8 protein-coding genes and 1 pseudogene are annotated in these 15,992 nt (G+C 68.5%); 3 read left to right on the plus strand and 6 right to left on the minus strand.

Going from position 1 to position 15,992, the window contains the following annotated elements; genetic code table 11:
* Window positions 1–12 precede the first annotated feature (12 nt).
* From TR33_RS17785 to TR33_RS17800, 4 genes are all read right to left on the minus strand, one after another.
* Window positions 13–3,315, minus strand: a complete 3,303-nt coding sequence (locus tag TR33_RS17785; protein WP_042284245.1) for a type I restriction endonuclease subunit R — start codon at window positions 3,313–3,315, stop codon at window positions 13–15.
* On the minus strand, window positions 3,312–4,580 hold the full coding sequence (locus tag TR33_RS26085) for a restriction endonuclease subunit S (RefSeq protein WP_159068795.1): 1,269 nt from the start codon (window positions 4,578–4,580) through the stop codon (window positions 3,312–3,314). The genes TR33_RS17785 and TR33_RS26085 overlap by 4 nt, the downstream gene beginning before the upstream one ends.
* Complete coding sequence (locus TR33_RS17795; RefSeq protein WP_042284250.1) at window positions 4,573–6,207, minus strand: class I SAM-dependent DNA methyltransferase; 1,635 nt, start codon at window positions 6,205–6,207, stop codon at window positions 4,573–4,575. Before TR33_RS17795 ends, TR33_RS26085 begins: the two co-directional genes overlap by 8 nt.
* Before the next feature lie 93 nt (window positions 6,208–6,300).
* Window positions 6,301–8,367 carry a hypothetical protein gene (locus tag TR33_RS17800; protein ID WP_042284252.1) on the minus strand — a complete coding sequence of 689 codons (2,067 nt, stop codon included), beginning with the start codon at window positions 8,365–8,367 and terminating at the stop codon, window positions 6,301–6,303.
* A 237-nt stretch (window positions 8,368–8,604) separates the two neighbouring features.
* On the opposite strand from TR33_RS17800, the gene TR33_RS17805 reads away from it, so the two are divergent.
* From TR33_RS17805 to TR33_RS27270, 3 genes are all read left to right on the plus strand, one after another.
* Complete coding sequence (locus tag TR33_RS17805; RefSeq protein WP_234305878.1) at window positions 8,605–9,210, plus strand: hypothetical protein; 606 nt, start codon at window positions 8,605–8,607, stop codon at window positions 9,208–9,210.
* Between the two features lie 555 nt (window positions 9,211–9,765).
* On the plus strand, window positions 9,766–13,020 hold the full coding sequence (locus TR33_RS17810; RefSeq protein ID WP_042284257.1) for a HelD family protein: 3,255 nt from the start codon (window positions 9,766–9,768) through the stop codon (window positions 13,018–13,020).
* Between the two features lie 211 nt (window positions 13,021–13,231).
* Window positions 13,232–13,543: a hypothetical protein gene (locus tag TR33_RS27270; RefSeq protein WP_234305879.1), complete on the plus strand. Its 312-nt coding sequence runs from the start codon at window positions 13,232–13,234 to the stop codon at window positions 13,541–13,543.
* A gap of 196 nt (window positions 13,544–13,739) precedes the next feature.
* Here TR33_RS27270 and rmuC read toward each other — a convergent pair whose 3' ends face one another.
* Complete coding sequence (gene rmuC, locus TR33_RS17815) at window positions 13,740–15,431, minus strand: DNA recombination protein RmuC (protein ID WP_042284259.1); 1,692 nt, start codon at window positions 15,429–15,431, stop codon at window positions 13,740–13,742.
* Between the two features lie 23 nt (window positions 15,432–15,454).
* Window positions 15,455–15,992 (minus strand): annotated as a pseudogene (locus tag TR33_RS26665) (IS5 family transposase); the annotation flags it as partial.

Genomic DNA, 15,992 nt, shown 5'->3' on the forward strand with positions numbered 1-15,992 from the left:
TTCGGAGGAGGATCAGCCGCGCGCGGCGGGCGCCCACTCGTGGGCGAAGGTCTCCATCTGCTTGATGACGGAGTCGATCGCCTTCTGCTCCTGGTCGGGCGGGTAGTCGAACTTGGCCAGCAGTCGACGCACCCGGTTGCGCAGCTTGGCCCGCACCGGCTCGCGCGAGAGCCAGTCGGTGCTCAGGTTCTTGCGGATGTCCCGGACCAGGGAACGGGCGATGTTCGCTAGGACGTCATCGTCCATCAGTTCCTTGGCCGTGCCGTGCGAGGCCACCGCGTCGTAGAAGGCCAGTTCGGCGTCGTTGAGCGGCGGGTCGAACTTCTCGCCCCGGCGGGCCTCGGCCATGACCTCCCCGGCGAGCGAGAACAGCGCGGACAGGGCCTCGGCGCTGCTGAGCTGTTCCTGCATGTAGCGCAGCATGAGCTTCTCCAGACGTTCGGTGAACAGCTCCCGGCTGATCGCGTTGTGCCGGGTGACCTCGCGCATCTTCTCCTGAACCAGGCGGCGCAGCGCCTCGGCGGCCAGGTGCGGGGTCTTCGACTCTTGAAGGCGCTTCAGCTGGGCCTCGTTGAGCCGGGTGATGTCCAACCGGCCCATGCCCGCCTCGGCGTACAGGTCGGTGATCTCCTCGGCGTCCACCGCCGAGGCCGCCAGCTGCGACAGGTACATGCTGATCTCGGCGGGCAGCGTCTCGCCGCGCGCCTCGCGGTTGGCGGCCTCGATCTTGACCACCCAGGCGCGCACCTCCACGAAGAAGGCGATGTCGCGCCGCCAGTGCTCCAGGTCCTCGAACCGCTCGCTGATCTGGCGGCTCATCGAGCACAGCTGGTAGAAGCGCTCCAGGCGGGTCGCGCTCTCCCGGAAGCGCTGCGACAGGGACTTGGCGCCCTCACCCTCGGGAACGCGCTGGGCCTCCGGGGAGACCAGGTGGTTGGAGACCACGCGCAGGGCGCGCCGACGGGCGTCGTCCTCACCCGAGACCAGCAGCCTGCGCCAGTCGACCCCCGACAGCAGACCGCAGATGGTGTCGTACTCGTTGCGGACCTCGGTGATGGCGCGGTCGACCCCCCGGCCCAGGGTCTTGTCCTCCTGGTCGCTGGGCGAGTACTCGGCGAGTGCCTTGCGGAGGTTGTCGGTGAGCGGGGCGTAACCCACCAGCAGCCCGTCCTGCTTGTCCCGGAAGCGCCGGTTCACGCGGGCCAGGGCCTGCATCAGGTTCGCGCCGCGCATCGGCCGGTCCATGTACATGGTGTGGATCGGCGGGGCGTCGTACCCGGTCAGCAGCATGGAGTGCACGATGAGTAGCTGCAGCTCGTCGTCGGGGTCCTTGGCGCGGGCCTGGACGACCTTGTGCTCGGAGGGACGCATCGCGTGCGCCTTGAGCTCTGCGGCGTCCGAGGGGTCGCTGTGGAAGACCACCTTCATCACCCCGGTGTCGGGGCCCTCGCCCACCCACTGGGGGCGCAGCTCCGCCAGGGCGTCGAAGACCCGGACGCACACCTCACGGGTGGCGCACACCAGCATGGCCTTGCCCGGGCCGCCCAGGTAGGGGCGGACCAGCTCCGAGCGTTTCTCCCAGTGCTCGACCAGGTCCTTGGCGAGCGCGGCCACCCGCTCGGGGGCGCCGTAGATGTTGGTCATCTTCAGGGCGGCCTTGAGCGCCTTGCGGCGTTCGGCGTCGTCCATCGCGGCGGTGAGGCTGTCCGCCTGGGCGTCGATCACCGAGGGGTCCACCCCCTCGGGCAGCGAGATCTCGATCAGCCGCGGCTCGTGGTAGACGCGCACGGTCGCGCCGTCCTTGACCGCGCGGTGCAGGTCGTAGACGTCGATGTAGTCCTCGCCGCCGCCGAACACCTCGCGGGTGTTGGCGTCGGCGCGGGAGATCGGGGTCCCGGTGAAGGCGATCAGGGTGGCGTGCGGGAGCGCGTCGCGCAGGTGCCGGGCGTACCCGTCGAGGCTGTCGTAGTGGCTGCGGTGGGCCTCGTCGACGACCACCAGGATGTTGCGCCGCTCCGACAGCAGCGGGTGGTCGGCCCCGGAGTCGCGTTCGGCCTTGGTGCGCCCGAACTTCTGCAGGGTGGTGAAGACGATCCCGCCGGTGTTGGTGTTGGTGAGGACGTCCCGCAGCTCCTGCCGGGAGTCGGCCTGGACCGGGTCGGTGCCCAGGAGTTCACGGCTGGCCTGGAAGGTACCGAGGAGCTGGTCGTCGAGGTCGTTGCGGTCGGTGACGACCACGACGGTGGGGTTGTTCAGCGCCGGCTCGCGGGTCGCCAACCCGCTCAGGCAGACCATCTCCTCGGACTTGCCCGACCCCTGGGTGTGCCAGACCACGCCCGCCTGCCCGTTGGTCTGGGAGGCCCTGACCACGGCCTTGAGGGCCTTGTTCACCGCGAAGTACTGGTGGGCCTTGGCGACGCGCTTGCCGTGCTTGCTGCCGCTGCTGGTGAAGTTGACGAAGTTCCGGGTGAGGTCGAGGAACCGGTGCTGGTTGAACAACCCGCGCAGGGCGAGGGCCAGCGCGTCGGGCTGCTCGACCTCGGAGTATTCGGCGTACTCGGAGTCCGGGCTGTCGAGGGGCTCGCCCTGCCCGTCCACGTTCCACGGGGCGAAGTGCTCGAAGGGCGTGAACGGGGTGCCGTACTTGGCGGTGACCCCGTCCGAGACCAGACAGAGCAAGTTGTAGCGGAACGCGGCGGGGAACTCCTCCGCGTACGTGCCCAGCTGGGCGTGCGCCCCGGCGAGGGTGGCGCGCGGGTCGGAGGCGTTCTTGAGCTCGACCACGGCCAGGGGGAGGCCGTTGACGTAGAGGACGACGTCGAACCGGCGCTCGTGGTCACCGTCGAGCAGGCGGACCTGGTTGACGGCGCGGAAGGTGTTGGCGGTGGGGTTGGCGAAGTCGACGAGCCGGACGGTGGGGGAGTGCTCGGCGCCGAACTCGTCGGTGTAGGTGAGCCGGATTCCGGAGGTGAGGTAGCCGTGCGCGAGCCGGTTCTCGGGGAGGGGCTCGCGCGAGGCGGGCGTGGTCGCGATGGTCAGGGCGCGCTCTACCGCGGAGGGGGTGAGCCCGGGGTTGAGGCGCCACACCGCCTCACTCAGGTCCTCATGAAGAATGAGGTCATCCCAGACCCGGCGCTGCCCGGAACCGGGGGCGATCTCCTTGCCATGGGCGGTCCGCCAGGCGAGCTCGCCGAGTTCTTCGAGGGCGTAGTTCTCCCAATCAGCCTCGGTCATCCGCCCCGAGGAGAGTGAACCGAATCCGGACTCAGCAGGGACACCGGAGAAGTTGGAATCGCCGGGTCTGGGGGGTGTCATACGTTGTCCTCCACGATTCTCTCAGCGTCCTTGACGCGCAACTTTCCGGACATCAGCTGGGGAAGAAGGGTGTCCCGCAACTCCGCGAGTTTGAGGCCCTCCTGCTCAGCGACGAGTGCACGGTCCCACAACGGTCCAAGTGAAGCATCGAGCTTGGAGATAATCTCTGCGTTGGGTACGGGAACCGTTTCATCCAGGTGGCGTCGCTGAATATGGCCCATGGTAGTGGCCTTGTCGGCAGCGATGGATCGGAAATCAGTGATCTTTCGCTTGACTAGTTCGAAAGACAGCCACACGGGATGTCCGCTCTTGGGGACGACCTTGAAGATGTGCTGGTTAATAATCCCCTGGGGGCGATACCACCTTTGTGCAATCAGGGATCCCGACCAGGAGAAGAGGATGTCGCCCGGATTGGCGAGGTGTTTCTCTGGAACTTCAATTTCGTTGTAAACTGTAGACTTCCCAGGGCCCGAGTTCATTTCAGCGATGCGGATGACCATCCTGCCGGAGCCAGTTGCGTCTTTGGTGAAAGCTCGTCCGTTGATGAAGTCGGATGTATCGGACAGTGGGGTTTCTGTGAAACTGTCCGGAGAATTATAAAGCGCTGAACTGTATGTGACTGAGGATAGTTCCCCGATGGTTTTGGCGATGTGCTCGTTGGTTGCAATTTTTTCATCCAGTGCGCTGAGGACTGCGGTGATTGAATCCTGTTCCGTGCGGCTGGGTAGGCACACGTGGAAGGCTTTCGCCTCCGGAAAATAGACCGTTTGGTGGGTCGTTCCGTGAGCGAAGCGCCGGATGGCCTCCTGTTCAGACATGAGAATGTAGTGCAGATACTTTGCTGAGAGCTGTGGTCCGCATACCCAGTTGATGAAGTCCTGGCTGGTGGCCATGGGAACTCCCATGGTGATTACATAGCCGACGGACGCGGTTCGGGACAAGCAGACCGTGTCTGCGGGGAGAAGCCTTGCCGAGGAATTATTGAGACCTTCTTCGGAGATCCACTGTTTGGTTGAGGTGATGACACGGCCATGGTTTTCCGTGGCGTCCCGGATGCCGATCCAGGGGATTTCTCCGTTCCAGTACTCGTCTTTTTTGCGGCTGGGGGTGTGGCCGCTCTCCAGACGGGCAACGTCAGAGAGAAGAGTCCACGAGAACCCTTCGGGCGTGGGGCTCTCCGGGTTGCCGACGCTGAGGGCCCAACGTCCGGGAATGACACCGGTCGTGGCGACTCGGCCCCCCGTCTTGGTGTTGCTCTTAGCCACCGATCCTCCCGAGCTGCTCGCGGACGACGCCCTCAAGGCGCTGGGACTCGTTGAACTGCTCAAAGAGCTCCTTCGTCAGGCGGGCGATCTTCTCATCCAGCGGTTCGGCGTCCGGGTCTTCCTCGATCTCGGTCGCTCCCACATAGCGACCAGGGGTCAGGATGTAGTCGTGCTTGGCGATTTCCTGAAGCTTGGCGGAGTATGCGAACCCCGGCACGTTCTCGTAGGTCAGCCCCTTCTTCCTTGCAGAAGCTGTGCCGCGCCAGGCGTGGAAGGTGTCGGCGACCTTCTCCAAGTCTTCTGGAGTGAACACTCGCTCGGTGCGGTTGATCATCTCGCCCATTTCGCGGGCATCGATGAATAGCACCTCTCCGCGGCGGTCGTTGGTCGCGTCGGCTCCCTGGGCGCCCTTGTCCCTGATCAGGAACCACAGGCAGGCCGGGATCGCGGTGGTGCGGAACAGGTTGCCCGGTAGCGCCACCATGCACGCCACTAGATCGGCGTCCACCATCGCCTTGCGAATTTCACCTTCACCCGAGGTCTGTGTGGACATCGACCCGTTGGCCAGGACCACACCGGCCTTACCCCGGTCACCCAGCTTGGAAGCGATGTGCTGCAACCAGGCGTAGTTGGCGTTGTTCGCAGGCGGAACACCGAAACGCCAGCGGTTGTCGTCTGTCCGCCGCTCCCAGGGGTGGAGGTTGAACGGCGGGTTGGCCAGGACAAAATCAGCCTTCAGGTCGGGCAGCTTGTCGTCGCCGAAGGTGTCTGCCCAGCGCTTGCCCACGCCCTCGGGGTCCATGCCGTGGATGGCCAGGTTCATCTTGGCCAGACGCCAGGTGCGCTCGTTGGCCTCCTGGCCATACACCGCGATGTCGTGGGTGTGGTCGCGGCCCCCATGATGCGCGACAAACTTCTGCGCCTGGACGAACATGCCGCCGGAACCACAGCAGGGGTCGTACACCCGGCCCTCGTACGGCTCCAGGATCTCCACCAGCAGCTCAACCACACTCTTGGGTGTGTAGAACTCACCGGCCCGCTTGCCCTCGGCCCGGGCGAACTGCTCCAGGAAGTACTCGTAGGTCTCACCGAGGACGTCCTGCGCGGTCTTCTCGTCGTTACCCGCGAACCGGGCGTCGCTGATGAGGTCGACCAACCCCTTCAGCCGCTTCTGGTCGACGTTGTCGCGGTTGAAGATCTGCGGCAGCACACCGGTCAGCGCCTTGTTGTTCGCCATGATCTCGCCCATCGCGTCGTTGATGAGCTTGCCGACCCCGTCGGGGGTGCTGGCAGCGTTCTCGGCGATGTGCTTCCAGCGAGCCTTTCCGGGCACCCAGAAGACGTTCTCCTCGGTGTAGGAGTCCTGGTCCTCCAGGAAGGCGTCCCAGCGGTGCTCGGGGACACCGTCCTCCTCAAGCTCGACGACGATCTCGCGGCGGCGCTCGTCGAAGGCGTCGGCCACGTACTTGAGGAAGACCAGCCCGAGCACGAACTCCTTGTACTGGGCGGCGTCCATGGAGCCGCGCAGCTGGTCGGCGGCCTTCCAGAGGATCGCCCGGATCTCCTGCGGGGTGGAGGCGTTGAACAGCTCCCCCTGCTGGGTGCTGGCGCGTTTGCGTGGCGGCATATGCGGTGTGTTCCTTCGGTGTTGATATGACCCGGTAGCGCGGCTGTCCAGGGACAACGGAACCGGGAAGAGGGGAGAGGTAGGGAAAGTCTGTCAGTCGGTGGGGACAGCCAGGGTCCCGTCGCCGAAACCAGCTGCGCTCAGCCGTCGTATGGTGTCGAGCTCGGTGTACTGGGCGTCCAGCAGCGCGCGTCTTCGGTCCGACTCGGCCAGGAAGGTGTCCAGGCGCTCGACCTCCTTCGGGTTCAGGTCGGGCAGGGAGGCCTCCCCGATGCCGCGGGGGGCGCGGACCGAGCCCGTCGGTTTGTTGGTGGAGACCGCACCCTCCAGGAGCAGTGCGAGAACCCGGGGGGTGAGCGCCCGTCTCGCCTTGCGGTTCACCCGCAGGACCCGGGCCGGGTAGCAGACCACTGAGGCCCCTTCGTGGTCGACCATCACCCCGAAGCCCGTGGCGGTCGTGTACACCACGTCGCCGGGTTCGGTCAGGGCCGCGTGCTGGTACTCCGCGGCCAGGACCAGGCGGTCGATGCGACGACTCCCACGCGGGGACCGTCCCAGAACCTCGTCCGGGCCGATCAGGTCCAGCTGGCCCGCCGGGTCGATGTGTTCGTCCGCGATCCGGTGCCCCTTGACCGGGACGAGCCGGTCCTGGCGGATCAGGGTGTTGACGGTGGCCCGCTCCGGTGTGGGCCCCACCCGGCGGAGGAGACCGCCGCGAAGAGGGCCGGCGGACTCCGTGTGCGCACGGGCCCGGTTGTCGGCCTCGGTCAGGCGGGTCTCGGCCTCGGCGATCAGGGCCGGGCGGTCGCGGACCGCCTGGGACAGCAGCCGGGACACCGGCGGCCCCGGTGGAACGAGCGCCTCGCCGAACCGGTCCTCCAGGTCCTTGATGGTCACCGACATCCCGTACCGGGGGTCGTGCCCGCCCAGGTGATGGCCCTCGGCCCGCCAGAGCAGGATGTCCTCGGCCAGGGTCCCCATCACCTGGTCGCCCAGGGGCCGTGCGCTGATGTCGTTGACCAGCACCCGGCCCTCGGTGTTGGCGACCTGGCCCCTGCGCAGGGTCCACATGGCGCACTCGTACCCGGGGCGGGAGGGGTCGGCCCCGCCGGGCAGGGTGGTGACCGACTCGACCAGCTTGCTCCGGATCAGACGGGAGCGGATCTGCGCCTCGCGGGTGTCCAGAGCACCGACCAGCGCGTCGGCGGGGCCGATGACGACCGCCGTGCAACCGGGGCCGAGCAGGTCGCCGATGGCCTCGATCTCCTCCAACACCCGAGCCTGGGAACGGCTTTCGCCCGCCTGGTACGGCAGCAGGGTGACCACCAGGTCGGGGTCGGCGATGCCCTCCTCCAGTTCGGTGCCCTCCTGCACGTCCAGGTCGAGCTCGGGCACCCCGGTCAGCAGCAGTCTGCGCCGGGTGAGCCGGGCCAGGTCGGGGCGCCGCTCGGCGGCCAGGGTCCGGCTGTCCGCGGGGTCGTCGAGGGCGCACACCATGTCGTGGAGCAGGTCCCCGTACAGGGCGTGCGGGTCGGCGACGGTGAGCGTGTCGTTGGCGGAGGCCCGTTCGTGCGGGTCCGCCACCTGCACGATGAGGCGGCGCAGCTCGGGGGCGAGGGAACCGCTCTCGGGGTCGGCGAGCCCGAGGCGGTGCCGCTGCCGCATGAGGTGTTCGTGCGCGCCACCGGGGGTGTAGGCGGCCTCGACCAGGTCCTCGGCCAGGGGTGCGAGGCGGGCGGAGAGCCCGGGGTCGGCGCTCAGCTCGCGCAGGAAGAACTCGTCGTCGGGGTCCATGTGCTCCGCACGGGTGAGCAGAGCGTCCTTCGTGGTGTCGGCGAGGGGCTTCTCGTCCATGTACTGGAGGCACAGCAGCGCTCCGAGTACTGAGACAAGGCGCTGCGCCCCTACCCCCTCCGCCACGCGGACCAGTCCGTGCGCGACCAGCTCCGGGCCGATCTCGTCCGCCGGGGTGTTGCCCAGCCCGGTGCTGGTCAGCCAGTCGGCGACCGCGTGGCCGTCGAACCATGACCGGCTGTCGTTCTCCGCCATGGGGGAGGGGAAGTCAGGGTGACGCCGACGCCAGGTGGAGACGACCGGGCGCTGGACGCGGGCGAGCCCCGCGATGTCGGACAGGGAGAGCAGCAGGGGTGACGAAGACATGGGCCGCTTCCTCGCTCTCTGCGTCGGGGGTGGGAGTGCGGGTGTGAGGCCACTGTAGGGCAGGGCGAGGATTTTTGGTAGTGGAAATCTGATAACTCCCCTTATCAAAGTCTGACCTTCATCGAGTCAGTGTTTCTGGGTAGTGTCCTCGGCATGATCCAGAGCGGTCAGCCGCTCGCTTCCCGGAGCACGCACTCCGGTACCCCACAGGTACCGGCCGACCTCGAGGAGCCCCCCATGAGCCGACACCACGTTCACTCCGGCCGGAAGCCCGCCCGAGCGCCGCACGCCTCCCGCCCGCGCAGGTGCGGCAAGCGCTGGTTCAGGGACAGCATCAGCGCTGAACTGGCCCTGGCCGCCATCCGCCACCACGGCTCCGACCGCTCGGACCGGATGCCCCGCCGGGCCTACGAGTGCCCGGCTTGCAAGGGATGGCACCTGACCTCCCAGGAGGGGCGGACCCGCAGCGCGGGTACGTCCTCGGTCCAGGGGAGGGGGCCCGGGGCTCCCCGGCCCCGACGCGCCGAGCCCGGGCGAGCGGGAGAACAGCGGGCGTTGCGGACCGGCCAGACCATGCGCGCCTGGCGGGTCGTCCAGGGGTTGGAGCCGTGGGTGGCCGCGCACGTGGAGGAGCACCTCGCCGAGCACGGGCGCGGCCCCACCTGGCGTGAGCTGGAGGCGGTGTTCGGCTGGAACCAGTGGGAGGGCGCGCTGGCCATCAGGTACCTGGTGGACCAGGGGTGGCTGCGGGAGGAACCCGCGAGCCCGCACCTCCTGCCCGCGGCGCCCCGGACCGCGGAGGGACCTCCTTCGGAGGACAACCACCGGAGCGAGCAGCACTGAGGCAGCACTGAGGCAGCACGAGACAGCGCTGAGAACAGCCGGGTCCGGGCGGTGTCCGGGGTATCAGCCGAGGGCGGGCCGGGACGGAGGGCTCGGCCGGGGCGGATGCTCCGGGCGGGTCTGGCGGCGGGCAGGCTGAGGGGCCGGTTTCTGCGTCAACCCCTGTGCCAATCCCCGCGTCATGATCACGGACGGGTTTTTCGGCTGACATGGGCAGTGAGGTCGTGGAATTCGCAGGTTCGTCCCGAACCCCGGTGTAACCCCCGGTCGGATGCGCCCACGAAGCGGGGACGGGTCCCGCTGGTGGACCCCGACCACCCCCGACCGCTGCCCGCGGCCCCGCCTTCCCCCGAACGGCGCCCGGCACCGACCACCCCGTCGGTTCCTTCTCGGCCGTGCCTCTCCCGGCCCCGACGAGAGCCGACATCCCCCTCAGGACGCGGCCCCTTTTCCGTGTCTGGCAGACACCCCGCACCACCCGACGGCTCCCGTCCGACGGTGCACACCCCCGCAGTAACAGGTGCATACCCCCGCAGTACAACAGCCGGAGTAGACGTGAACCAAGGAGACCGGGACACGGTCATCGCGCAGGAGCAGGCAGCGGTCGACCGCGCCTACCGCCACTTCGAGCGTGCGAAGGGCGACCTCCGCAGGATCGCTCGACACCCGCTGGGTGCGAGCACGAAGGACAACGCTGACCTGAAGCGGCAGTCCGAGGAGAGGTTGGAGGCCCTCCAACTGGACGGCAAACCTCTGGTGTTCATGCGCGCCGACGTGGAGGAGCGCAGCGAACGCGAGACCTTCTACGTCGGGCGGGAGGGGGTCAAGGACGCGAAGGGCAACCGCCTGGTCATCAAGTGGACGGCGCCGTTGGCCAGGGAGTGGCGGCTGGCCAGCCCCAGTTCCCCGGGGACAGTGCGCCTGCGCCGCAGGCTCAAGTGCGAGGACAGCAAGGTCCTCTCCTACTTCGACGAGATCAGCGAGCCGGACCAGAGCGCGGCCGTCCCCGTTGACGCCTCCGACACCTCCGGCACTTCCGACACCTCCGATCCCGCCGCCCCCGCCCGCCCCGCTGTTCCCTCCCCCAAGAAGGTCGCGGCCCTGGCCACCCGCCGCAGGGCCCGGGAGCAGGGGGAGACGGTCGACCCCTTCCTCCTGGAGGAACTCAACCGCGCCCGCAAGGGCCTGATGCGGGACATCGTCGAGACCATCCAGCGCGACCAGCTCGAACTGGTCTCCGACGCGCGCCCCGGGACCCTGGTCATCCAGGGCGGACCGGGAACCGGCAAGACCGCGGTCGGGCTGCACCGCGTGACCTGGCTGCTGGACAACGACCACTTCAAGGCCGAGCAGATCCTGGTGGTCGGGCCGCACCCGGAGTTCCTGAACTACGTCAGCCAGGTCCTGCCCTCGCTCGGCACCCGCGGGGTGCGGGCACAGGCCCTGGACGGGCTGTGGGAGGGGCAGGTCCGAGCCGAGGACAACCCCGAGCAGGCCCGGATCAAGTCCGACGCCAGGATGGCGGCGGTGCTGGAGCGGGCGGTCCGCGGGCTGATCCGACCCGAGGGGCTGGCCGGTCTCCTCACGGACGGGCGCCTCGTCTTCCAGGACGAGAGCCGCCAACTCGTCGTGGCGGGGGACGACCTGGAGGGGCTGGTCGAGCAGGCCCGACAGCGCCCCGGCACCCACGCCGACCGGCGGCAGTACTTCCTGGACTCCCTCCTCGACCACCTGATCGCCGAGCTGGCCGAGCGGAGTGGTCACCTGGGCCGGGACGGGGGAGTCCGCCGCAGGCTTTCGCAGAGCCGTGCCGTGACCCGCCTGATCACGGCCGTGTGCCCGCAGCTGTCCGAGAAGCGGCTGATGCGCAGGCTGCTCAACGACCCCGAGGCGCTGGCCGCCGCGGCCGAGGGAATCCTGACCGAGGAGGAGCAGCGGGTCCTGAACCGCGCCAGGTCCCGGACCGAGGCCGCCGAACCCTGGACCCGCGCCGACCTGGTCTGCCTGGAGGAACTGCGGGTCCTGCTCACCGGCGACGGTCCGGTGCGCTACCGGCACATCGTGGTGGACGAGGCCCAGAACCTCACCCCGATGCAGGTACGCGGGTTGGCCCGGCGCTGTCCCAGCGGGTCGCTCACCGTCCTGGGCGACCTGGCCCAGTCCACCGGGGAGCACCGCTACGAGCAGTGGTCGGACTTCGTGGAGCTGCTGACGCTGCGGGACGGGTGGCACCTGCACGAACTCACCGTCGGCTACCGGGTGCCGTACGAGGTCATGCACGTCTCCGTGCCCGCCGCGGTGGCGGTGGCGCCGACCGTGCGCCAGCCGATCCCGGTGCGTCCCCCGGAGGAGGGGGACGTCACGGTGCGCTGGACCGTCCCCGACGACCTCCTGGCCGAGGTGGCGGCACAGGTGGACCGGCTGCGGGAGACGGGCGGACGGAGCCGGTCGATCGCGGTCATCACCGCTGACGACTCGTCCCTGCTGGAGCGGGTGGGGGAACAACGAAAGGAATCGGGGGGTGCCGAGGAGGGGCCGGAGGTCCAGGTCCTGCCGGTGTCCCGGGTGAACGGTCTGGAGTTCGACCACGTCGTCCTGGTGGAGCCGGGCGAGATCACCGCGTCGGACGCCAACGGCGTTGGCCAGCTCTACGTCGCCCTGACCAGGTGCACCCAGTCCCTGAGCATCGTGTACGCGCGGCCGCTGCCCGATGTCCTGGTCGACCCCGAGCAGACTCCGGGTAGCGGCGCGGACCACGGGGGACTGGTGCGGTGCACCCGGTTCCGGACCGACGGCGACCGCTGCCGCAACTCCACCACCACTGCTGACAGGTGGTGCCGTCAGGAGGGGTGCGGGGGTTACCGGACGCGAGTTCCCCTTCCCCGTTCGGAGGCGCCCGGGGTTCTGTCCCGCCCCGTGGGCACCACCCGCGGGGCCGTCCCGGACCTGCCGGAGGAGGGGCCCGAGGCGGTCCGTGTCTCCGCGGCGGCGCGGGCCCGGTTCGCGGCGCGGCACCGGGCCAGCGCGCGGGATGCTCAGGTGGAGCTCCGCGACATGCTGACCCACCTGTGGACCAGCGGTACCTGGTCCCGGAAGAGGGATGGTTATTGGCTGCTGGAGGATCGGGGATACCGGCTGGTGCTGAGCCCGGACGTCCGGTCCGTGACGGACTACCAGACCGTCCACCTGGAACGGAGCTACGCCCAGTTCCTGGCGGGGGTGCCTTCCAGGTACCGGCTGAACCGCCCCGAGGGTGCGGGGGAAGGGTCGGGGACCGACCCGCAGGAGGATCCTTCGACGCAGGAGCCGGCGGGGGCGCCCGCTGGCCCGCTTCCCCAACCCCGGAAACCGAACACGAGGGAGCAGAGCATGTCCGAGACGAGTGAGTCTGTGGAAGACGGATTCCTGACCGTCATCCGTGCGGCGGTGCAGCGGGAGAGACAGGACCATGGCCACGAGAGCCTCCGACACCAGCTTATGGCGGACCTATTCAAGAAGCAGTGGACACCGGGGGCGTCGGAGTTCGTCGACGTGCAGTGCGATGGGCCCGAGGGCAGTTACCTGTACGAGGTCCTGGGCGTGAATGGACACACGTACGCCCGGATGCGTGAAGGCGTCCTGCGGATCATGGAGGTCGAGTACGCGACCGGCACGAAGGCTGATCGGGCCTTCTTGGTGCTGCCACAGTCTCCGGAACCTCCCGAAGCGGCCACGATGGTGAGCGAGGCCTTCGGAACCGAGGTGATCTGGCGGTCCGGGGACACCTGGGAGGGGGCTCGGGTGGACCTGGCCCTGGGGACCGAGGGCTAGGGGAGTGGCTGCGGAGGGCTTCGGGGCCGGTGCGTGCCGGAGCCCTCAGCACACGCGCACACCCTGCCACGGTACGAGACTGTGGCCGCGCCGGCTTCCGCAGTGTCTGGTTCTACCTTTCCTACGACCTGGCTGGCAGCCGCTGGAGCACCAGCAACCAGCACCGCTGGCCGACATGTCACCCAGGACATGAGATGGGCCCAGGAAAGCGTTGCAGCGCTTCCCCTGGGCCCTGAACCCCCGAAAACCCGACAACGCATATGTAAGGAAAAGAGGATCTGATGCAGAACCTCATCTCCTCGCCCCGCCGCCGGCCGATGGGCGGGCCCGCCTGCGCCACCTGCACGCACCCTCCTGCCGGGAACGCCGGGCCGAACGCCTGCCCTGCCTGGGCTGTCACCGCTCCGAGTACGCCGGCGAGCACACCCAGGCCGCCCACATCCAGGCCCGCTACCGGCACCTGGTGATCTGGTGGGGAGAGGCCACCCGATCCTTCTGGGCCGCCACCCCCAACGGCCGGTAGGAAGCCGCCGACATCGACGCCCTCCTGTTCCTGCTCTGGCCGCACACCGACCCACCCACCACCCGCCCCTGGGCCCAGAACCCGGGCAGCCCCCGCATACCGGCCCTGGCCTGATCGCCGGCAGGGGTCCGTACACGATGCGGCCGTTCTCCGAAGAGTCTTCGGGGAACGGCCGCGCGGAGATCAAGTGCTCTCCTCAGTCGAGCTGGTCAGGGACGACCTCCACCAGGTCCGTCTCAGGGGCACCGGTTCCGGCCTCTGCGGTGGTGGAGGCCAGCAGCTCCGGGGCGACCAGCGCCCGAGTCTGACGTTCCACCGGGTGCAACCCGGTCAGTTCCTTCTTCGGGCGGATACCGAGCTTGGGGAATTCACGGGCGGTCGGCAGTACACGCGCCTCCAACGAGCCGATCGCCGCGTTGTAGTGCTCCACCGACTTGTCCAGCGAACTCCTCAGCCTTCCCAGGTGCTCACCCACCTTGGTGAGCCGGTCGTAGATCTCTCGGCCCAACCCGTGGATGACCTCCGTGTTCTCCCGCATCGCCTTCTCGTCCCAGGCCAGGGCGATGGTACGGAGCATGGGGATCAGCACCGTGGGGGTCGCGATGATGATCTTCTTGGCGAGGGCGTGCTCGTACAGGTCCGGCTTCCGGTCCAGAGCGGCCTGGAGCAGGGCCTCGTTCGGCAGGAACATCAGGACGAAGTCCGGGCTGCCCGCGACCTTCACGAAGTACTCCTTCGTGGCGAGCGCGTCCACGTGCTTGCGGATCTGCGCGGCGTGCTCGTCCATGAAGCGCTCGTATCCGGCGTCGTCGTCCGCCTCCACGCCGTTCATGAACGCGTCGAGGGAGACCTTGGCGTCCACCACGATCCGGCGGCCGCTGGTGAGGTTGACGACCATGTCCGGTCGCTGGGTCCTCTCCTCGTCCGTGACCGTGACCTGGGTATCGAAGTCGCAGCGCTCGCGCATGTTCGCCAGTTCGACGGCCCTCTTGAGGTGGAGCTCGCCCCACTGCCCGCGGACCTGGGGCTTGCGCAGTGCCTTGACCAGAGCCTCGGTCTGCGCACGACCCCGGGCGTTCTCCTGGGTCAGGTGCTTGAGCTGCTCGTCCAGGCGGGCCTCGGTCGTGGTTCGCCTGCCGTCGAACTCGCGCAGATGCAGGCCCAGCTCCTGGAGTTTCTCGGTCACGGCCCTGGCGGTCGTCCCGAGCTTCTCGTCCGCGGCGGCGGTCAGCTTCTCCTGGGAGGACTCCAGCATCTTGGCCACAGTCGCCTCGACCTGCTCGGTCTGGAGCCGACTGTGCTCCTCACGGACCTTGTCCAGCTCCTTCTGCGCGGCGGCCACCTCGGCCTGGCGCTTCTCCAACTCCGCCCGTTCGGTGCGCAGCTTCGCGAGCTCGGCGTCGTAGGTGCCGGAGCGCTGCTTCAGCTCCTCGACCAGAGCCTCCAGGGCGGCCTTGTCCTTTTCGGTATTGGCCAGGGCGGCTTCCATGTCGCGGGTCCGCCGATCGCTGGTGTCCAGGGAGGCCCGCATGGTCTCGGCCTCTCCGACGATCCGCCGGTGGTCGCCGCGGGCCGACTCCAGCTCGGCCTCCAACCTCCCGAGCCGTTCCGACGCGGTGTTCAGCCGGGTGGCCTGCTCGGTCACCGCGGTCTCGCTCTCGCGCTGCGCCCGCCGGGCGTCGTCGCGCTCTTCGCGGAGCTTCTCGGATTGAGAGCGGGCCTGGTCGCGCTGTTCCTCGACGATGCTCAGGTCCGCCTCCGAGCGGATCTGCGCATCCCGGAGACCGCGGTTCTCGGCTCCGGCGCGGTGCCGGGCGATCAGGTAACCCAGGACGGCGCAGACCGCACCCGCCGCCAAGGGGAGAGCGATGATGAGAAAGGTGTTCACGATGGTTCCTCTAAGAGCTCATCTCAAAAGTCCTCGCTGTGCTTGGCCAGATGCTTGTAGCAGATGAGGATGCAGGCGATGCCGAGCATGGCCAGGAAGTTGGAGGCCTTGCGTTCCCAGCGCACGTTCAGTCTGCGGTAAGAGCCCAGCCAGGCGATGGAGCGCTCGACCTTGTACCGGTGCCTGCCCAGTCGCTGGGACGACTCGACGCCGGGGCGGGCGATGCGCACGCCGATCTGGCGTTCGCGCAGCCAGCGGCGCCGGTCGCGGGAGTGGTAGGCCTTGTCGCCGTGCAGCTTGGCGGGGCGTCGCCTGCGGGGTCCTCGGCGTGAGCGCACCGCGGGGATGCCTCGCACCAGGGGTTTGAGCGCTTCGCCGTCGTTGACGTTGGCCGCGGAGATCGCGCAGGTCAGCGGCAGCCCTTGGTTGTCGCACAGCAGATGGAGCTTGGAACCGGGTTTACCCCGGTCGGTGGGGTTTGGCCCTGTCTTCTCCCCCTCTCTTGGCGCGGATCGACTGGGAGTCGACGGTGGCGCGGGACCAGTCCAGCAGGGCCCTTCT

It is taken from the genome of Nocardiopsis alba (genome assembly GCF_000710955.1).
Classification (GTDB): Bacteria; Actinomycetota; Actinomycetes; order Streptosporangiales; family Streptosporangiaceae; genus Nocardiopsis; species Nocardiopsis alba.